This is a genomic window from Pontibacter sp. CAU 1760 (assembly GCF_054482735.1).
Genome location: NZ_JBTLRL010000002.1, coordinates 43,882 through 63,927, shown reverse-complemented (window position 1 = coordinate 63,927; position 20,046 = coordinate 43,882). Strand labels below are relative to the sequence as shown.

Annotated in this window: 19 protein-coding genes; 9 read left to right on the top strand and 10 right to left on the bottom strand. The window is 52.6% G+C overall.

All coding sequences use genetic code 11. The features are described from left to right. The first annotated feature begins 100 nt into the window (after window positions 1-100). The 3 genes from ACXYMU_RS02865 (at window position 101) to ACXYMU_RS02855 (ending at window position 2,561) form a co-directional block, all read left to right on the top strand. Entirely contained in the window at window positions 101-703 is a 603-nt protein-coding gene (locus ACXYMU_RS02865; RefSeq protein WP_458984841.1) for a porin family protein, read from the top strand. 113 nt (window positions 704-816) lie between these two features. Next, complete coding sequence (locus ACXYMU_RS02860) at window positions 817-1,710, top strand: S66 peptidase family protein (RefSeq protein WP_458984840.1); 894 nt, start codon at window positions 817-819, stop codon at window positions 1,708-1,710. A gap of 116 nt (window positions 1,711-1,826) precedes the next feature. Beyond that, on the top strand, window positions 1,827-2,561 hold the full coding sequence (locus ACXYMU_RS02855; RefSeq protein WP_458984839.1) for a DUF4184 family protein: 735 nt from the start codon (window positions 1,827-1,829) through the stop codon (window positions 2,559-2,561). On the opposite strand, the gene ACXYMU_RS02850 is transcribed toward ACXYMU_RS02855, so the two are convergent. After that, complete coding sequence (locus tag ACXYMU_RS02850; RefSeq protein ID WP_458984838.1) at window positions 2,562-3,272, bottom strand: endonuclease III domain-containing protein; 711 nt, start codon at window positions 3,270-3,272, stop codon at window positions 2,562-2,564. It abuts the gene before it with no gap. 232 nt (window positions 3,273-3,504) lie between these two features. Here ACXYMU_RS02850 and ACXYMU_RS02845 point away from each other — a divergent pair, with 232 nt between their 5' ends. After that, on the top strand, window positions 3,505-4,194 hold the full coding sequence (locus ACXYMU_RS02845; RefSeq protein WP_458984837.1) for an MBL fold metallo-hydrolase: 690 nt from the start codon (window positions 3,505-3,507) through the stop codon (window positions 4,192-4,194). Window positions 4,195-4,327: 133 nt separating this feature from the next. Next, window positions 4,328-4,957, top strand: coding sequence for a DUF2238 domain-containing protein (locus ACXYMU_RS02840; protein WP_458984836.1), 630 nt, complete (start codon window positions 4,328-4,330; stop codon window positions 4,955-4,957). 53 nt (window positions 4,958-5,010) lie between these two features. On the opposite strand, the gene ACXYMU_RS02835 is transcribed toward ACXYMU_RS02840, so the two are convergent. The 5 genes from ACXYMU_RS02835 to ACXYMU_RS02815 all read right to left on the bottom strand — a co-directional run bounded on the left by ACXYMU_RS02835 (window position 5,011) and on the right by ACXYMU_RS02815 (window position 9,366). Next, window positions 5,011-5,145: a hypothetical protein gene (locus ACXYMU_RS02835; RefSeq protein ID WP_458984835.1), complete on the bottom strand. Its 135-nt coding sequence runs from the start codon at window positions 5,143-5,145 to the stop codon at window positions 5,011-5,013. 91 nt (window positions 5,146-5,236) lie between these two features. Then, window positions 5,237-5,947, bottom strand: a complete 711-nt coding sequence (locus tag ACXYMU_RS02830) for an OmpA family protein (protein ID WP_458984834.1) — start codon at window positions 5,945-5,947, stop codon at window positions 5,237-5,239. A gap of 296 nt (window positions 5,948-6,243) precedes the next feature. Next, entirely contained in the window at window positions 6,244-7,011 is a 768-nt protein-coding gene (locus ACXYMU_RS02825; protein ID WP_458984833.1) for an OmpA family protein, read from the bottom strand. A 238-nt stretch (window positions 7,012-7,249) separates the two neighbouring features. Next, window positions 7,250-8,152 carry an acetyl-CoA carboxylase, carboxyltransferase subunit beta gene (gene accD, locus ACXYMU_RS02820; protein WP_458985223.1) on the bottom strand — a complete coding sequence of 301 codons (903 nt, stop codon included), beginning with the start codon at window positions 8,150-8,152 and terminating at the stop codon, window positions 7,250-7,252. Between the two features lie 155 nt (window positions 8,153-8,307). After that, window positions 8,308-9,366, bottom strand: a complete 1,059-nt coding sequence (locus tag ACXYMU_RS02815) for a class I fructose-bisphosphate aldolase (protein WP_458984832.1) — start codon at window positions 9,364-9,366, stop codon at window positions 8,308-8,310. 232 nt (window positions 9,367-9,598) lie between these two features. On the opposite strand from ACXYMU_RS02815, the gene ACXYMU_RS02810 reads away from it, so the two are divergent. Next, window positions 9,599-10,267, top strand: coding sequence for a YajG family lipoprotein (locus tag ACXYMU_RS02810; RefSeq protein ID WP_458984831.1), 669 nt, complete (start codon window positions 9,599-9,601; stop codon window positions 10,265-10,267). A 68-nt stretch (window positions 10,268-10,335) separates the two neighbouring features. On the opposite strand, the gene ACXYMU_RS02805 is transcribed toward ACXYMU_RS02810, so the two are convergent. From ACXYMU_RS02805 to ACXYMU_RS02795, 3 genes are all read right to left on the bottom strand, one after another. Then, the gene (locus ACXYMU_RS02805) at window positions 10,336-11,343 is read right to left on the bottom strand and encodes a M28 family peptidase (RefSeq protein ID WP_458984830.1); all 1,008 of its coding nucleotides are present in this window, start codon (window positions 11,341-11,343) and stop codon (window positions 10,336-10,338) included. Further along, a complete protein-coding gene (gene cysS, locus ACXYMU_RS02800; protein ID WP_458984829.1) occupies window positions 11,333-12,823 on the bottom strand; it encodes a cysteine--tRNA ligase in 1,491 nt (496 codons plus the stop codon). Before cysS ends, ACXYMU_RS02805 begins: the two co-directional genes overlap by 11 nt. A gap of 106 nt (window positions 12,824-12,929) precedes the next feature. After that, window positions 12,930-14,027: an endonuclease/exonuclease/phosphatase family protein gene (locus tag ACXYMU_RS02795; protein WP_458984828.1), complete on the bottom strand. Its 1,098-nt coding sequence runs from the start codon at window positions 14,025-14,027 to the stop codon at window positions 12,930-12,932. Between the two features lie 371 nt (window positions 14,028-14,398). Between ACXYMU_RS02795 and ACXYMU_RS02790 the strand changes: the two genes are divergently transcribed. From ACXYMU_RS02790 to infB, 3 genes are all read left to right on the top strand, one after another. After that, window positions 14,399-14,872: a ribosome maturation factor RimP gene (locus tag ACXYMU_RS02790; RefSeq protein WP_458984827.1), complete on the top strand. Its 474-nt coding sequence runs from the start codon at window positions 14,399-14,401 to the stop codon at window positions 14,870-14,872. Between the two features lie 7 nt (window positions 14,873-14,879). Further along, on the top strand, window positions 14,880-16,139 hold the full coding sequence (gene nusA, locus ACXYMU_RS02785) for a transcription termination factor NusA (RefSeq protein WP_458984826.1): 1,260 nt from the start codon (window positions 14,880-14,882) through the stop codon (window positions 16,137-16,139). Window positions 16,140-16,263: 124 nt separating this feature from the next. Then, window positions 16,264-19,338 (top strand): translation initiation factor IF-2, encoded by a 3,075-nt coding sequence (infB, locus tag ACXYMU_RS02780; RefSeq protein WP_458984825.1) that lies wholly within the window; start codon window positions 16,264-16,266, stop codon window positions 19,336-19,338. A gap of 280 nt (window positions 19,339-19,618) precedes the next feature. On the opposite strand, the gene ACXYMU_RS02775 is transcribed toward infB, so the two are convergent. Next, a complete protein-coding gene (locus ACXYMU_RS02775) occupies window positions 19,619-19,957 on the bottom strand; it encodes a hypothetical protein (RefSeq protein WP_458984824.1) in 339 nt (112 codons plus the stop codon). Between the last annotated feature and the right edge of the window lie 89 nt (window positions 19,958-20,046).

Genomic DNA, 20,046 nt, shown 5'->3' with positions numbered 1-20,046 from the left:
GACGTTCAAGCATAACTGCGGTAGGGTCGCTATACCAAATGCCTTTGTACACCGTTATGAGATAGCTTTTAGGTTATTGACCTTATAAAATTCTGATTCTATGAAAAGACTTATCATGCTATTTGCTTTCGCCATTACGAGCCTGGCTGCACACGCCCAGTTTCAGGCAGGCGTAAAAGCGGGTCTCAGCACCGCCAACGTAGAGATACACGCGGTCCGCAACGACCCGTGGCAGTATGCCAAAGCCGAGAACGTGACTGGCTACCATGCCGGGGCTTTTGCCAGGGTGCAGTTCGGTGGGCTGTTCATCCAGCCAGAGGCTATCCTTACTTCTACTGGCGGGAAAGTAGAAGTCTCCAGCGACGACAACACCATGCCAGTGCATATTGAAGACATCAAGTTCAACCGACTGGATGTACCGATCATGATTGGCTACAGCTTCTTCAATATGCTGCGGGTGCAGGCCGGACCGGTCTCCTCGTCGCTGCTGAGCGCCAGGCAGGAAGATGATGACATCAAGGAGTACATGGAGACCTCTGACTGGGGGCTACAGGCGGGCCTTGGCCTTGATCTTGGCCCTATTACAGCTGATGTGCGGTATGAGCGCATCAACCGCCATTTCTCCAGAACTGCTCAGGATAACACGATGCAGTATAACAACCAGCAGTTCATCGTTAGCCTCGGCTACAAACTGCTTCGGTAATCCAGCCTTAAATCAAGAGCCAACGGCCAGCAGCGCAGACTCCACTGCCGGCCGTTGGCTTTATTTACATTTGCCGCCCTTTAGTGTCGGCGCCCATACCTGCTTAAGCCCCTATGATTCCCTCCCTGCAACCCGGCGACCGCATCGCCATTATTTCCACTGCCCGCAAAATAGCCCCAGCCGATATAGAAGTCGCAGTCAGGACATTTGAGCGTTGGGGATTGGAGGTAGTGCTGGGCCAAACCATTGGTGCCAGTTACAATCAGTTTGCCGGCAACGATGCCCTTCGGCTGCAGGATTTACAGCAAACCCTGGATGATCCGGACATTAAGGCTGTCGTGTGCGCACGAGGCGGCTACGGCACCACCCGCATCATCGACCAGGTGGACTTTACGCGGTTCCGGCGGCACCCCAAATGGCTCGTTGGCTTCAGCGACGTAACAGCGCTCCACAGTCACATCCATACCCTTGGGCTGGAAAGCCTCCATGCCATCATGCCGGTGCTGTTTCCCAAAGAGGGCACCACCGCCTCTATCGAAACGCTGCGAAAAGCCCTGTTCGGGGAAGAGCTTGCTTATACCGCTGCGCCTCATCCTTTCAACCGCACAGGCAGCGGTCAGGGCCAGCTGGTGGGGGGCAACCTCTCCATGCTCCATACCCTTACCGGCACCCGCTCCGATATCAGCACGGCCGGTAAGATCCTTTTCCTGGAGGACCTGGATGAGTACCTCTACCACATCGACCGCATGCTGGTGCATCTCGACCGAAGCGGTAAACTGGAGCAACTGGCTGGCCTGGTGATCGGGGACATGAGCGATATGAACGACAATGCCATCCCCTTCGGCAAAACAGCCTACGAAATTATTCTTGAGCACACTGGCAAATACAATTTCCCGGTATGCTACGGCTTTCCGGTGGGCCACGAGCCGCACAACCTGGCCTTGATCTGTGGCCGTATGGCAAAGCTGGATGTTACGCTGGATGGTGTACAATTGGCTTATGTGTAGTATCTTGCAGCAGAATCGCCTGCTACAGGAGCGGCCACCGCTGCCAGGGCTTTTCAGTTCCTCTATCAACATCCAGCAAGAAGCGGCACGCTAAGCCGGTTATACCTTAGGTACAAATGCCTTTTACATTCTCTCATCCAGCCATCATCTTGCCTGTGCACGCTGTTTTCAGGCGTTGGACCTCCCTGACGGGTTTGGTGGTGGGTAGCCTCTCGCCCGATTTTGAGAAGTTTATCCGGATGAGCACCCATGACCCCTACAGCCATACCTGGCGCAGCATCTTTTACTTTAACCTGCCGCTGGGGATATTGCTGACGTTCATCTTTCACCTGGTGGTGCGGGATGCGCTGCTAGACAACCTGCCGGCATTTATGAGCAGGCGCCTGAGCGGGTTCAAGAAGTTTGATTGGGTTAACTATTTCAAGCGGAATTACCTGATCGTGATCTTCTCTGTTATACTGGGTGCATCTTCCCACATATTCTGGGATAGCTTCACGCACGTCGATGGGCGCGCGGTGCGCTGGTTTCCTGTTTTAATGGAAAAAGTGACCATTTCAGGAAAGAAAGAGTCGCTATACGGCTTGCTGCAACTGTGGACTTCTGTTGCCGGGGCTCTCCTGATTCTCTTTTCCATACTCATGCTGCCGCCGGTTCATCCCCTGTCGCGCCGCCGTAACCTGCTTTCTTACTGGCTAACAGTGATGGTGGTGGCCGGAGGAGTAGCTTCCTTTAGGCTGCTATTCAGGTTGCACCATGACTGGGACATTGTGTTTATCGTCATTGCTGCCGCTCTCATTGGCCTTGTCAGCGCCCCCATCATCCTGAAGCGGCATAGGTTCTGGAACCAGTAATCATGCTGCGGCCTGATCAACGCCTTTCACCCGCACATCCTGGTAGTAGTTGCAAATGCTATTGAGTACACAGGCTTCGCATTTGGGGCTATAGTAGGTGCAGACGCGCTGGCCGTGCCAGAAAAGGTGCTTGTGGAAATTGAATAGCTCCACCGCATCCTTGGGCAGCATTTCCAGGAGCAAATGGTGAGCTTTATTGGCTGTTACCTTCGCCCCAAGCAGCCCCACCCGCTGGCTTACCCGGAACACATGCGTATCTACCGGCAGCACGGGCTTTTTGAAGTTGAAAAGCAAGAGCAGCGTTGCCGTCTTGGGTCCTACCCCGGGCAAACGGGTCAGCCAGTGCAAGGCATCCTCTACCGGCGTCTCTTTCAGGAAGCTGATGTCAATCTCCCCACGGTCCTCCTTGATCATCCGAAGCGTTTGCTGGATCTGCGGCGCTTTTTGCTCCGGATAGCGGGTTGTTTTGATGGCATCCGCAAGTTCTTTCTCATCTGCATGCATCACCCCCTCCCAATCGCCAAAGCGCTCCAGCATGGTGTTATAGGCCATCACCTCGTCGGCATGGTTGGTGCGGTGCGACAGCATGGTCGAGATCAGTTCGTGCATGGGCGTGCGCCGGCTGTCGAGCGTCAGCCGCTTGTAGGCCTCGTTCAGTAGTTGGTGCGTAAGCAGCGTTTTGTCCTGGGGCGGAAGTGTGTGAGCGTCCATAAGAAACCGGGTTAGGTATTTTTTTACGGTTGCCCTACCCAAGCAGTTAACCATTTTGCTTCTAATTCAGCGCGTCATATTACCTGTAATTGGGGCTTACATTCTTGATTTATTGCAAAACGTGTATTAATCAAAAGAAAATTATAATTATATATACAACCATTTTTCTATTTTCCCGCTATACGTCTTAATCCATTTATTACAGCTCTTTGAGACTCATTCCATTACGTATATGCAAATTAAATTTTTAGGGACGGGAGGGGCGTTTGATACCGAATACCGTAATTCAGCAGCACTGCTAGAGTTCAGGGGCATAAATTTACTTATCGATTGTGGCTTCACTGTATTTCCGACACTTGTGGAGAAGAATCTGGTGCAGCGGGTAGACCATATCATTCTGACACATTTGCACAACGACCATTGCGGCAGCCTGGCGAACCTGCTTTTGTACAAAAGCATTATAGAAAAGAGCCCACGGCCCATTATCCTATACCCTTCGGAGCAGTTTAGGCTGGAGCTATACAAGTTTTTGCAGATACAGGTGAAAGACCCTGAGAAATACGCAGAGTTTGTCCCCGTTGACCAGGTAGAGGGCATCACGCCTATCGATACCTATGGGCAGCACTCCGAGGGGCTGCAGAGCTATGCTTACATTTTCGACAACGAAAGGCGCATCGTGTACTCCGGAGATCTCAGCAAGCCAGAGGCAGTGTTCGACCGGCTGGAGCGACTGCCGGAGAAGCGCACCTGCGTTTTCCATGACATCACGTTCAACGCCAACAATACAGGCCATACCTATTACAAAAAGCTGCTGCCCTACCTGAACGGCATCGACATGTTTGGTTACCACTGCGACCCCACGCAAAACCCGGTTGACAATCCTATCCGGTTGGTGTTCCATGAAAAAGCATTGATGGCCTAGGAGCCTTTGCCGGGTATAAGCTTCCTGAATTATGTATAGCCACCGCAAAGTGGCTTGACGCAGTGCGAAACCTTCTCTGGTATTTTGGGTTTACCTGATAACCAAAATCCTCAGGCAGATGCACCACGTTAGCATGACCCAAAGACCCGCAGCAAAGCCATCCTTTCGGCAACAGCCGCTGCATGTGCTGTACAGCGCACTGTTAGCCTTTTTCTGGATCTATACCGGCCTGACTACACCAGACCTGAACAACTGGTTGCTCGAAAACACCCTTACCCTCTCGATGGTGATCTTCCTGGTGGCGTTTTACAATATCTTTCGCTTTTCAGATACCAGTTATACCCTAATCTTCCTATTTCTACTGCTGCATATGTATGGCAGCCAGTACCAGTACGCCGACAACCCGTTTGGGGAGTGGGTAAAGCAACAGTTGGATTTGAAGCGAAACCATTATGACCGGTTCGTGCACTTTGGCTTTGGCTTGTTGCTGGCCTATCCCATGCACGAGATCCTGGTATCGGTTCACAGGCTCAGAGGCTTCTTTGGATATCTGCTGCCGGTTATCTTTGTCCTGTCGCTTGGGGCGATCTATGAGGTGGTCGAGTGGCTGGTAGCAGACGTGGCGTATGGCGGCACGGAGCAGGGTATGGATTTCCTGGGGATGCAGGGCGACATTTGGGATGCCCAAAAGGACATTGCCCTTGCTTTGGTGGGTGCCATCATTGCCATGGTGGTAGCTGCTATGGTGCGCAAACGATCATGAAAGCGCATGATTGCTGTCCGCAGACAATTTTCCTTTCTGCAGCTGGCAACGGGTTACTTAAAGGCCGGTGTTGAGGATGCAGCTTGCGCGAGGGCAGTTACAGCGGATGGCTCCAACACATGCTCGCAGGCTGTGGCCAACGCTGTGATAAGCAGGCTGAGCAGTGCAATGTAAACGACTTTTTTCATGATGATGCAAAGGGCAAGGACGGTATAGGTGCTATATAAAAAACCAGCCGCACTGTAGAGCGCGACTGGTTCCTAAAACGTAATCCAATTCTTATAAATCGCCTCTTTCAGCGGCTTTCTTCATGTCTTCGTTCGCGAAGATGGCAATCTCCACGCGGCGGTTCTGACGACGGCCTGTTTCTGTGGTGTTATCTGCCACTGGCTGGTCTGCAGCGTATCCTTTCGTGGTCATACGGGTGCGTGCTACTCCCATGGAGGCGGCATAATCTGCTACCGACTGGGCACGACGCTCAGACAGAGGCTGGTTGATCTCGCGTGACCCGGTATTGTCGGTGTGGCCTTCAATAAGGATGTTCGTGTCAGGGTACTTTTTCAGCGTTTCAGCTAATTGCGCAATCTCTGTCTTAGCGGCTGGCTGCAGCTGCGCAGAGTTAACAGGGAACAGGATGCCTGAGTCGAACGTGATCTTGATACCTTCGCCCACACGCTCTACGTTTGCGTTCTCCAGGTCACGGCGCAGCTCCTCAGCCTGCTTGTCCATGCGGCGACCGATAATGGCACCCGTAGTGCCGCCCACGGCAGCACCTATAATGGCACCGGCAGCTGTGTTGCCAGCCACCTTACCAATCACACCGCCAACCACAGCACCAGAACCGGCACCAATAATACCTCCTTTGGTAGTCTTGCTCATACCCCGGTCGTTGTCGGTGGTAGTAGAACCTGCCTGCTGACCAGTAGTACACGAGGTGGACAACATGCCGATCAAGGCAAATATTGAGAAATAGATTTTCAGGTTTTTCATAAAATTCTTCATAAGTGATGTTTATGAACTCAAAAGTTCAGTGGTAAATACTCCAATATTCTCAAAATGTTTTACTCACTGCAGTTGTCAGGCATAAACAAAACTCCCTACCGTGCAGCTCAACTACAGTGCTCATTGATTTTGAACGCGTTATATTCTACAATAATTATACTTGATTGCAGACGTGGGGTTCTAACATTTGTGGTTGCAGCACCGGCCTGCACGCGCGGCCAGGTATAAACAGGAGCGCCTACCCTTCAGGAAGAGCAGGCGTTTCCAATACTATCAGGTTTTGATTATTTTACAGTACCGCTTTCGGCAGCTTGCTTCAACTCTTCATTTGCTACAATGATGATCTCCACACGGCGGTTCTGCTGACGGCCTTCCGCTGAGGTATTGTCAGCAATGGGCTGGTCGTAGCTATAGCCTTTGGCCTGCAGGCGGCTGCCTTCCACACCCAGGCTGCGCGCATAAGCCGCCACGGCCTCGGCACGGCGCTCCGAGAGTTTCTTATTCAGCTCGTATGAGCCTGAGTTGTCGGTATGGCCTTCTATGATCACGTTCGTGCCATCGTACTCTTTCAGCGTTTTCGCCAGCTTCTCCACATCGCGTTTGGCGGCAGCGCTCAGTTCAGCAGAGTTTACCTGGAACAGGATGCCCGAGTCGAAGTTAACACGGATGGCCTCGCCTACACGCTCTACCTTCGCGCCCTCCATCGTCTTTTCCAGTTCCTCGGCCTGCTTGTCCATGCGGCGACCGATAACGGCTCCCGTGGCACCGCCCACGGCGGCACCAACTATGGCACCGGCAGCCGTGTTGCCCAGCCTGTTACCGATCAGGCCACCGATAACGGCACCTCCACCAGCGCCTATCAATCCGCCTTTGGTTGTCTTTTTCATACCCGCCTTTTCAGCGTCGCCTTCTGACTGCTGCGGCTCAGCGGTTTTGGTTTGGGTAGTGGTTTCTGTGTTGCCCGAGCCTGCGACAGGCGCCGTGCTCTTGCAAGAAGAGAAAAGCAAGGTAGCAGCTAAAAAGGTGCTTAATGATGCGTTCAATAGTTTCATGGTCTTGATTGGTAAATGTTGGCTACTTGTGTTTTAATGTTTGTGCTTGCACACTTGCTGCACGATTCAATGATTACAACTCTCATGCCACAACGCGCGCCAGCATGCCTTAAATATTTTATCTATGATATATTTTTTAAACCTTATAAGTAAACAGCTCAAGGACAGCACTATACATAAAAGGCCGGGGCCTGCTACTAAGTAGCAGGCCCCGGCCTTTTATGTATGTATGGCAACGTTAGGATACTTTGGAAGCAGCGACCTGCTTTCTGCCGGACTTGCTTTTAGGTGCTTCTTTTGACACCACCATCGTCAGCAGGTCAGTCAGCTTTTCCTTCATGAGCTTGCGGTCCACAATAAAATCAAGGAAGCCGTGCTCCAACACAAACTCCGCGCTCTGGAAATCCTTTGGCAGATCTTTGCCAATCGTCTCCTTGATCACGCGTGGCCCGGCAAACCCGATCAGGGCACCCGGCTCCGCAATGTTAAAGTCGCCGAGCATGGCGTAAGAGGCCGTTACACCACCAGTGGTCGGGTCCGTCAGAAGCGATATGTAGGGCAGCTGCTCCTCGGCCAGTAAAGCCAGTTTAGCAGAGGTTTTCGCCATTTGCATCAACGAGAAACCAGCCTCCATCATACGGGCACCGCCCGATTTAGAGATCATCATGAACGGCGTGCGGCTCTCGCGGGCATGGTCTATGGCGCGGGCGATCTTCTCGCCCACCACCGACCCCATCGAACCGCCGATAAAGGCAAAGTCCATACAGGCAATGGTGATCTGCTGGCCGTTCATCTTACCATAAGCCGTCCGGACAGCGTCTTTCAAACCGGTTTTCTTCTCGGTGGCGGCGATGCGCTGTGGGTATGGCTTAGTGTCCACAAAATTAAGCGGGTCATCAGAAGTCAGGTCCGCGTCCAGCTCAGTAAAGTTGTTGTCGTCAAACAGTATGGCAAAGTACTCCTCCGAACCGATTCGATCGTGGTAATTGCATTTCACGCAGGTATGCATGTTCTTGCGGTGCTCGGCCATGCTGGTCACCGCTTTGCATTCCGGGCATTTATACCATAGCCCGTCTGGCGTCTCTTTCTTCTCCTCCGTAGGGGTATGGATTCCTTTTTCGACTCTTTTAAACCAAGGCATCATAGACAAAAAGCGTGCTTGCCGCACATTAAAAGTTGGGAGTATACTTTCCGATGGCGCAAAGTATAAAACATATTAACCTGCCGCAACAGCTATCGCAAGTGCTGCGGAGGCAGAATGCAAAAATATATAATAATTGGCAGTTGTGCTACACATTACGCCACAGTAATCTCATTCGACAGGTATACCTCCTGTACTGCGTGTAGCAACTTTATGCCTTCCGGCAGAGGCCGCTGAAATGCTTTCCGCCCAAGGATCAGCCCTGTGCCGCCTGCCCGCTTGTTGATGACGGCTGTGCGCACCGCCTGTTGCAAGTCTGAATCCCCCTCGGAACCACCACCAGAGTTAATGAGCCCAATGCGGCCCATATAACAGTTGGCTACCTGGTAGCGGCAGAGGTCGATGGGGTGGCTGGTGCTGAGTTCGGTATACATGCGCTCATCTGACTTGGAGAAGCCGATAGCCGTGAAGCCGCCATTTGTTTCCGGCAGCTTTTGTTTGATGATATCGGCCTGCAGGGTAACGCCGAGGTGGTTGGCCTGCCCCGTCAGGTCGGCGGCCACATGGTAGTCCACACCATCTTTCTTGAAGGCGCTATTGCGGGTGTAGCACCACAGAATGGTGGCCATACCCAACTGGTGCGCCCGCTCAAAGGCCTCCGACACTTCTATGATCTGCCGCGACGATTCCTCAGAGCCAAAGTAAATGGTTGCTCCGACGGCAGCCGCCCCAAGGTTCCAGGCCTCCTCCACTGAGCCAAACATGACCTGGTTATACTTGGTAGGATAAGTCAGCAGCTCGTTATGGTTTATCTTGACGATGAATGGAATTTTGTGCGCGTACTTCCGCGACAGGATGGCCAGGTTACCGAAGGTGGTCGCCACGGCGTTGCTGCCGGCTTCCATAGCCAGTTTCAGAATGTTGTCGGGGTCAAAATAGATGGGGTTGAGTGCGAACGAGGCACCCGCCGTATGCTCTATGCCCTGGTCTACGGGCAGAATGGAAAGGTACCCGGTGCCACCCAGGCGGCCATGGTTGTAAAGTTGCTGCAGGCTGCGCAGCACCTGCGGGCTGCGGTTACTCTGTACAAAAACCCGGTCTATAAAACCAGGGCCTGGCAAATGCAACTGGTCTTTCGAAAAGGTGCTGCTTTCATGCTGCAGCAGGTTCCCGGCATCTGCCCCGAGCAATGAGGCGATTTCTTCATATGTCATCTTGCGTCCCTTTTACACATCGGTGCTGCCTACCATGATATCATCAGTCAATCCCCTCAATAATAGGACGAAGCAGCAATGGTCACCAGATTGATGATCGATCTATACTTAGTTGTACGGTTTGGCAAGCATAAGGCTATCTCGCATGGGTTCTATACCCACTTTTACTTGCTTCGGCACCCTCAGTTAAAGAAATCCGTTAGGAGTAAAGAACCAAAACAACTACCTACCTATGAAATCAAACGCAACCGTAACCTCCATCAAAGTCATATCGTGTCTTTTTTGGCTGCTTGCCGGCGCAGCAGGATTGTCTGGCTGTGCAGCTCCTACGCAGGTCATCAACTCCTGGAAAAGCCCCCAGGCATCGCCGCAAAACTACACCAACATTGTGGTGGCCGCCATGTCTGACGACCTGCTGGTACGGGAAACAATAGAGGCCAAGCTTCAGAACCAGTTACGCATGCAGGGAATAAAAGCCACTAAAAGCATCGACCTGTTTCCGCCAACCGTGGACAGTGAACAGAGCCCGGACCCGGACAAGATGCTGCAGCGCATACAGGGGGATGGGTATGATGGCATCCTGACAGTGGCGGTGGTAGATGAGGAAACCGAAACCCGCTATGTGCCGGGCGGTGTAGGGTATACCCCCCTCACCCGATTCGGCTGGTACAATACTTTCCGGGGCTACTATGGCTACTACTCTCCCACTTTATACCAGCCAGGCTACTACACCAAAGACAAAATATACTTCCTGGAGTCGAACCTCTACAAGGCAGACACCGAAAACTTAGTCTGGTCGGCCCAGTCCAAGTCTTATGACCCTGCTACCCTAGAGACCTTCTCAGAAAGCTTTGCAGAAGTAACCATCAAGCAGATGGTACAGGACAACATCATCCAATAGTAAAAAAGAAGGGGACCACATACTACCTGTGATCCCCTTCTTTTTTGCTATAAACAGATTTGCTCCGTCTACTCATTATACACCACTTGCAGCACCGTTTGGCCTACAGCCTTCAGCGTGTTTTTGCTGATAATATCCATGTTATCGGTATGGCGATGGTGGTATGGCCCGAAATAATCATCGGGGTTGTCCATGTTATACTCGATGATGTCGATCATACGGATATTGCCGAGCCTGTTGACATAGTAATGGTCGTCGATGATGGCCGGAGCGTTCACGTATTTAAAGTAGTCAGAGTAACCGATTTTGTTGGCCGTCTTCCATACCTTGTTCACAATCTCACGGGCAAACTGCATGGAGTGCCCTTCGCGGGCAAAACGGGCATTCTCGGCGCCTGCCATGTCCACTAGTATACCAAAGTTGGCGCGGTAGTTCGGCACGTGCTTGTTCCTGCTCCAGTATTGCGAGCCCAGGCACCAGGTGTCCTCCTTATAAGGCATGCCGCTGTTGTCTGGCTGGCCATAATCCTCCCCGTCAAAAAAGATCAGGTCCACGCCAACGTCGGGCTTTTGCTGTGCCTTGTGTATCGTTCTGGCGATCTCCAGGAGTATCGCTACGCCGCTCGCTCCGTCGTTGGCCCCTTCAATGGGCGTATCCGGTTCCTTTTCATCTTTGTCGGCCAATGGGCGGGTATCCCAGTGGGCGGCTAGCAGCACGCGGTTGGCAGCACCGGGGTTATAAGACGCGATGACGTTGCGCAGGTTCAGCATTTCGCCGTTATAAGCCTGCATCTGAAACTTCTGCTCTTTCACGTCGGCTCCATACTCCTTCAGCTTGGCTACAATCCACTCGCCGGTGGCATAGTGGGCGGCGGTATTCGGTACCCGCGGTCCGAACGCCACCTGCTTTGCCAGTAGGGCATAGGCTGTGTCGGCGTTAAAAGCGGGGGCCTGTTCCATCTTCACCTGCTCCTCCTTTTGTTCCTGCTGCACACTGCTTTTCTCGGCCGAGTCGCAGCTGGCAAGCGCCAGGGAGCCGCACAATAGCAATGCCCACATAGTCAGTTTATTCTTCATAAGCCCAGTCAATTCCTGTTTTCAGGTCTTTGATCACGATGCCCTGCTTTTTCAGTTCCCCTCTAATCACATCCACCTTGTCGTAATGCTTGGCCTCTTTGGCCTCTTTATAAAACTGCAGCACCAGTTCCAGCATCTCCTCTGTGTCGCCGAGCGCCTCCTCTTTCAGCCCCAGCACATCCAGCACAAGCTCCTGGTAGGTTTCACGCAGGGTATCGAAAGTGCCTCTGGTCAACTGCTCCAGCTTGATCTGCCCCAGGTTCAGGCTGTTGATCTTCTTTAGCAGATTAAACAGCGAGGCAATGGTGCGGGCCGTGTTCAGGTCATCGTACAAGCCGCGGTAGCAATCCTCGGTTAGTTTCAGCAGCTCCTCATTCAGTTTAGTATCCGGTTCTCCCACCTCTTGAGGGTACTTCAGCTTCTTCAGGATGTTCAGGCCGTTCATCAGCTTGGTATACCCCTTTCGGGCTGCCTGCAAAGCCTCGTTGCTGAAGTCGAGGGTGCTGCGGTAGTGCGCCTGCAAAATAAAGAAGCGCACCGTCATGGGGGTATAAGCCTGCTCCAGCGTGGCGTGGTTGCCACCAAACAGCTCGCTCAGGTTAATAAAATTCCCCAGCGACTTGCCCATTTTCTGCCCGTTCACCGTGATCATGTTGTTATGGATCCAGTAGCGTGCCGCGTCAGTATGGCTGTTGCTCGCCTGGCTCTGCGCGATCTCGCACTCATGGTGCGGGAACATCAGGTCCAGCCCGCCTCCGTGTATATCAAAGGTTGTGCCTAAGTACTTGCGGCTCATGGCCGAGCACTCCAGGTGCCACCCCGGAAAGCCGTCTCCCCAAGGCGATGGCCAGCGCATGATGTGCGACGGGGAAGCCTTTTTCCAGAGCGCGAAATCCACGGGTGAACGCTTCTCGCCCTGCCCTTCTGTGTCGCGGGTGTTGCTGAGCAGGTCGTCGATGTTGCGGCCCGACAGCTTGCCGTAGTTATGTTCTCTGTTATAGGCGGGCACATCAAAATACACTGACCCGTTCACCTCGTAAGCCAGCCCATTCGCCAGAATCTCCTGGATCATCTCGATCTGCTCTATGATGTGGCCCGAGGCGCGCGGCTCAATATCTGGTGGCAGCACATTTAGCTTGCGCAGCTCTTCGTGGTATATGTTGGTATAGTGCTGCACCACTTCCATCGGCTCCAGGTGTTCCAGCTTAGCTCTTTTCTCGATCTTGTCCTCCCCTTCGTCCGCATCGTTTTCCAGGTGACCCACATCCGTCACATTCCGGACATAGCGCACTTTATACCCCTGGTTTTTCAGGAAGCGGTAAAGCACATCGTAAGTTACGGCACTGCGGGCATGGCCCAGGTGCGGCTCGCCGTACACGGTTGGCCCGCAAACATACATCCCCACCATGGGGGCGTGCAGCGGCTCAAACACTTCTTTCTTTCGCGTTAGCGTATTGTATAGGTTCAGTTTCTGTTGCATGTTCAATCTGGGTATGCACACCCGCGGGTGTTGCACGTTTGTATTTATATTGCCCCGTTATGGCCGGGAACTTCGGTTCAAAACTAAAAATATTGCCTTCTATCTCCTAACGGGCTTTCTGGTTGCGCGGCTCTACTACGTAACGGGCCGAGATCGGAAAATGGTCTGACAGGCTCATCTCGTGGTGGGTCTGGAACTCTATCGCGCGCAGGCCATTAGTATAAAACTGGTTGTCGATGCGCAGAAACGGAAGCGGTCCGTTATACGTCGCCCCTACCCCGGAGCCGGCTTTCACAAAGGAATTATCCAGCTCTTTGGCCAACTCGTTATAGGTATAGCTAAAGGGGATGTCGTTGAAATCGCCGCAGACGATAGACCGGTATGGCGATTCCCGCACATGCTCCAGTAGCACCTCCACTTGCTTGCCCCGGGCCACAAAACCGCTGCGCAGGCGCCTGGCCAGGTTGCGCCCCCGGCTCTCGAAGCTGTCTTTGTTTGAGATGGCAGAGTACGTATCCTCAATGTCCTCAGTCTTGATGCTCATCGACTGCAGGTGAGACGCATACACCCGGATGGTGTCGTTGCCCATTTGCAGGTCCGCCCATATCACGCGGTTGGCGCTGGAGCGGTTGCTGAAATTAATGTCGCCTTTGTTGAGGATCGGGAAGCGTGAGAAAATCGCAATCCCGACGTCGCCATCCTTCCGGCTTGAACGCGCCACCGAGAAATACCGGTTCTTGTCGTAACGCACCCCTATGCGGCTGATGGTGTTGTAGCGGTCGGAGCCGCGCTTGCTGTAAAACTCCTGCAGGCAGTACACATCGGCGGGGTGCGTAGCAATCCAATCGGCCATTTCCACTGAACTTACCCGCTCCTGTCCGTCGTCGCTGTAAAGGTTGAACATATGGGTGTTGAAGCTGAGCACTTGCAGCGTTTTGGCCCCCTCCGGCACGTCCTCCGCAAAGTTAATGGATAGCAGGCGGGCATAGTACCCCCAGGCCAGCACTAGCACTGCCAGCGGCAGCACCAGCAGCCACGAACGGCGCAGCATCCAGTACAGGAGGAACAGAAAGTTCAGGACTAGTGCCGCCGGCAGCGAAAACGCCACGAAGCCAGCCGGCCAGAACGCTTGCGGGGGTACCTGCAGGCACAATACACCCGCAAGGATCCAAAACACCACTCCGATGTTGAACCCCAACCACATACGCCTACGGAATTTCTTGAAGGTACCTGCCACAAAAGCAAACTTACGAATTAACCCCTTATCAAACTCATGGCAATACAGAGAATATATTGCCGGGTACCCTCGCCCGCCTGCATCGGGCCTGTGGGCAAAGCGCCAGCTTCCGAACTATTGCCTCCCCCTATAATGTTGCACAATCAGGCAATTTTACGGCTTCCTTTCGCAATATCCAGGCCCCTTCGCATCTTTCTATTAAAGGATTACGATAATTTAATAAAGGGTATGGCAGCGCCCCTTGTTGTTTATCTTAGGATTTTGTCGTAAATTTGTGCCATTATTTCCAAGGAGATGAGGGGACACGGAGTCCCCTTCTTTATTTCTTAAAGTTTGCTATGGCACTTACTGCAACAATTATACGGCGGATGGCGGAAGACAGCTTTCCAGACCCAGACCTGTTTATAGTGGACGTGGCTGTGTCGGATACGCCGGTTCGGCCGAAGATCACGGTGCTGGCAGACGGGGAGCAGGGCATTACCATTGACCAGTGCGCCACCATCAGCCGCCGCATCAACAAGCGGATTGAGGAGGAGTTTGGGGAGGAGTTCAGCTACGTGCTGGAGGTAAGCTCGCCAGGCCTGGACTTCCCGCTCACGCAGCCGCAGCAATTTAAGCGCAACGTTGGCCGCAGCCTGAAAGTAAAACTGCAGGACGGCACCGAAAAAACCGGTAAATTAGAGGAGGTAACCGAAGCAGGCTTAAGCATGCTCGAGGAAATTAAGAAAAAAGGCAAGAAGGCAACGTATGTGCCTGTGCAAATACCTTACGGGGAGATTGTGAAAGCAAATGTTGTAATATCTTTTAAATGATAAAATAATGAACAGTTCAGTCCTGATCGAGTCGTTCTCGGAATTTGCGAAATTCAAGAACATTGACCGCCCGACCATGATGCGCATCCTGGAGGATGTATTCCGCACCATGATTCGCAAAAAGTGGGGTACCGACGAGAACTTTGACATCATTCTTAACGTGGAGAAGGGTGACTTGGAAATTTGGCGCAACCGCGAGATCGTGGACGACAACTCTGAGGACATCTGGGACCATGATAAAATCAGCCTGACGGATGCCCGCAAGATAGAGCCTGACTTTGAGGTAGGAGAGGAAGTATCAGAGGAAGTGAAGCTGGAGGATTTCGGACGCCGTGCCGTGCTGACAGCCCGCCAGACCCTGATCCAGCGCATCAAGGACATGGAGAAAGAACTGGTGTTCCAGAAGTACAAAGACCAGGTGGGTGAGATCATCTCGGGCGAGGTATACCAGGTATGGAACCGCGAGGTACTGCTGCTTGACCAGGAGGAAAACGAGCTGCTGATCCCGAAGGTGGAGCAGATCCCGAAGGACCGCTACCGCAAAGGCGATGTGGTGCGTGCCGTGGTACAGCGCGTGGAGATCGTGAACGGAAACCCGAAGATCATCCTGTCGCGCACCTCCCCTGCATTCCTAGAGCGTTTGTTCGAGAACGAAGTGCCGGAGATATATGACGGCCTGATCGCTATCAAAAAAATTGTGCGTGAGCCCGGCGAACGCGCCAAAGTAGCCGTAGAGTCGTTTGATGACCGTATTGACCCGGTTGGCGCTTGCGTAGGCATGAAAGGTTCGCGTATCCACAGCATCGTGCGCGAGCTGGAAAACGAGAACATCGACGTCATCAATTATACCGAGAACCTGGAGCTCTATATTCAGCGTGCCCTTAGCCCGGCTAAGATCAGCAGCATGAAGATAGACAATGAGAACGGCCGGGTGTCTGTTTTCCTGAAGCCAGACCAGGTATCCCTGGCCATCGGTAAGGGCGGGCAGAACATCAAACTTGCCAGCCGCCTGGTTGGCCTTGAGATCGACGTGTTCCGTGAATCTGAGTCCTATGAAGAGGATATCAGCCTGGAGGAATTCACGGATGAGATCGAGGATTGGGTGATTGCAGAGTTGCGACGCATCGGTTTGGATACAGCGAAGAGCGTTTTGGCCATCAGCAAAGAAGACCTGCTGCGCCGCACCGAACTGGAGGAGGAAACCATCAATGATGTGTTCTCCGTTCTGCGTGAGGAGCTTGAGGAGGAAGAGGAAGAAGAAAATTAATAGTTGTGAGTTGCGCCCGGCTCCGTTATTTTTGAAGAATTAAATGCTGCGAAGCATCTATCCCTTCGAAAGCAACTATAATTCATAAATAAGATAGAATCAATAGACAGCATATTAGAACAAAATGGCAGAAGAAAAAACAAGGAGGCTCAAACAGGTTGCGACTACATTAAACATTGGTACCTCTACCATTGTAGAGTACCTCTCTGCTAAAGGTTTTGACGTGGAAAACAAACCCACTACCAAGATCACGGCAGAGCAGTTCGGTATGCTGGCTAAAGAGTACGCTTCTTCTATCCAGGATAAGCAGGAAGCAGAAGAGATACACATTGGCAAGAAGCCGCAGAGCAACCAGGTAATTGACTCGGACAAGCATCCTGCACAGGAGCAAAAGAAGTCGAGCGAGCCGGAAGAGGAAATTCTGATCAAGAATGCCTCTGCTCACAAGCCTGAGGCACCTGCGGAAGAACCGGCCTCTAAATTACCGGGCATCACGGTGCTAGGTAAAATTGAGTTGGATGCCAAAGGCCGGCCTATACCTAAGAAAGCCGCTCCGGAAGCACCCGCAGCTCCAGCCGCTGAAGCGCCAAAGGCCCCGGAAGCACCGGCACCAGAAAAGCCAGCGGAGAAGGCTCCGGTAGCTGAAACTCCGAAACCGAAAGAAGAAGCCCCGGCACCCGAGCAACCGAAGGCTGAGCAACCAAAACCCGCTGCCCCGGCAGCGGAGGCTCCGAAAGCGCCGGCTCCAGAAAAGCCGGTTGAACCTACACCTGCGAAAGCTCCTGAGGCTCCTGCCAAGCCAACTGAGCCAGAAGCACCAGTAAAAACAGCACCTGCCCCAGCCGTTGAGAAACCAGCTGCCGAGGCACCAAAAGCACCTGCAGCAGAAGCGGCGCCACAGCAACCGGCCAAGCCTGAAGCAGACAGTAACACAGAAAATAAAGAGAATATAGAAACGATTTCAGGAAGAGCAGACCAGTTAAAAGGTCTTACTGTGCTTGGCAAAATTGAATTGCCAACAGAGTCGCGTAGAAAAGGCTCCAAGCCAGTAGCCTCGTCAGACGACAAGAAAGGCAAGAAGAAAAAACGCAAGCGTATTATTGTTGGCACTGAGGGTGCCGGTACTACTCAGCAGGGCCAAGGCCCGGGCCAAGGTAACCAGCGCCCTATCGTGCCTTCGCAGCACCGGGCAGCTGGAGGAGGACAGCGTCCGCCGAGGCCAGGTGGCGGCGGCGGCAGAGGCCCGCAGCGTACCAATGCCCCAGGTGGTAAACCAGTAAAGACGGAGGTTACAGATAAGGAAATCCAGGAGCAGATCAAGGCAACACTTGCCAAGCTGAGCGGTGGAAAAGGCAGCGGTGGAAACAGGGCTAAGTACCGTCGTGAGAAGCGTTCTGCTATTGCCGATGCAACGGAAGAGCGCCGCATGGCGGAGCAGGCAGAGTCTAAGACACTGCGCGTAACGGAATTCGTATCCGCTAACGACTTAGCCTCGCTGATGGATGTGACCGTGAACGACGTTATCAAGGTGTGTATGCAGCTCGGTATGTTCGTTTCGATCAACCAGCGCCTTGATGCGGAAGCCATCACCATTATTGCAGACGAGTTCGGCTACGAGGTTGACTTTATCACTTCAGAGGACGAGCAGGCACTTGAGGATATTACCGAAGAGAACGAGGAAGACCTGGCGGAACGCGCTCCGATCGTAACGATCATGGGACACGTTGACCACGGTAAGACCTCACTGCTCGACTACATCAGAAGTGCCAACGTGACAGCCGGTGAGGCCGGTGGTATCACGCAGCACATTGGTGCCTATAAGGTAAAAACAGAGAGCGGCCGCAACGTTACGTTCCTCGATACACCTGGTCACGAGGCCTTTACAGCCATGCGTGCCCGTGGTGCCAAGGTAACAGACGTTGTTATCATTGTGGTTGCGGCTGATGACTCTGTGATGCCACAGACCAAGGAAGCCATCAACCACGCACAGGCTGCCGGTGTACCAATCATCATCGCGCTGAACAAAATAGACAAGCCAGGCGCTAACCCGGACAAAGTAAGGGAAGAGCTTGCCCAGATGAACATTCTGGTAGAAGAATGGGGTGGTAAATACCAGGCGCAGGAAGTTTCTGCCAAAACAGGCGCCGGTATTCCGGACCTGTTGGAGAAGGTATTGCTGGAGGCTGAACTACTTGAATTGAAAGCCAACCCAGAGCGTGCAGCCATAGGTACCGTTATTGAAGCATCGCTTGACAAAGGCCGTGGTTATGTAGCGACCGTACTGGTACAGACTGGTAAACTGCAGATAGGTGATGTAGTACTGGCAGGATCCCACTACGGTAGGGTGAAGGCCATGACTGACCACCGCGGTAAGAAAATGAAAGAGGCAGGCCCGTCTACACCAGTGCAGTTGCTTGGTCTGGACGGAGCACCACAGGCCGGCGATAAGTTCCTGGTAATGGAATCTGAGCGTGAGGCGCGTGAAATCGCCACAAACCGCTCGCAGGTACAGCGCGAACAGAACTTACGTACCCGTAAGCACATCACCCTGGATGAGATCGGTCGTCGATTGGCCATCGGTACATTTAAGGAACTGAACGTAATTGTGAAAGGTGACGTGGATGGTTCGGTAGAAGCACTTTCTGACTCCCTGTTGAAACTGTCTACGCCTGAGGTTCAGGTAAGCATCATCAACAAAGGTGTGGGTGCCATCTCAGAATCAGACGTATTGCTGGCCTCAGCTTCTGATGCGATCATCATCGGTTTCCAGGTTCGTCCTTCGCAGAATGCACGCAAACTGGCAGAGCAGGAGCAGATCGACGTGCGCCTGTACTCTATCATCTACGATGCCATCAACGAGGTGAAAGACGCTATGGAAGGTATGTTGGCCCCTACCCTGAAAGAGGAGATCACGGGTAACGCTGAGGTACGCGACGTGTTCAAAATCACGAAAGTGGGTACCATTGCCGGCTGTATGATTACAGATGGCAGCATCCAGCGTAACGCCAAGGTAAGACTGGTGCGCGACGGTATTGTGGTACACGACGGCGAGATCCTGGCCCTGAAGCGATTCAAGGACGATGTAGCCGAAGTAAGACAAGGCTTTGAGTGTGGTATCAGTCTCAAGAATTACAACGACATTCAGGAAGGCGATATCATCGAAGCTTACATAGAAAAAGAGGTGAAGCGTACGCTGTAAAGAGCACACCGCTACACGGAGTATATAAAAGGCCCCGATTGCTTAGGCAGTCGGGGCCTTTTGCTTAATGGGTAGCCTAAGGAAGGCCTCCGTTTCAGACAAAAGTTCTGCCTTTAGGCTATACCGCTCCCTTAGGGTTAACGGTCTGGATGCAGCAGGTTAGGCATAAAGCTGACCTGATTAACTTTGAAAGAGGGCCTTATACCCCCCAAATAAAAAGTGCCTGCTACATTACTGCAGCAGGCACTTCATTAATACTTATACAGCAGGATGAAAAGCCTTACAACCTGGAGCGGCGCAAACGGCGTTTGTCACGCTTATGCTTTTTCATCATTTTCTCTTCTTTCTTCAGGATGGCTTTCATGCGCTTGCTGTTAGCGATGCGCTTTTTATCAAAGGTCTTGTTGCGCTTACTGGTTTCGTAGGCATTGAAGCGCGTGTCAAGGCCTTCGCCCCTACGGCTAACGGCATCGACGGCAGTGGCTTTCTCCACCTTGGAGGTGCCCCAATACTCATCTTTGGTAGAGAGGGTGCTGCTCTGGGATGTTTGCGCAAATGCATCGGTGCCAATAAGGGCGGTTGCTACTATAAACAGTGTTAGGAAAGTCAGTTTTCTCATAAAGTATGAATCGTGTCTTACTGGAACAACGGGATAAATCTAGGTAAAATTGTGCGCTTTCATAACACAAAGCCTAGTTCCTTTAGTTC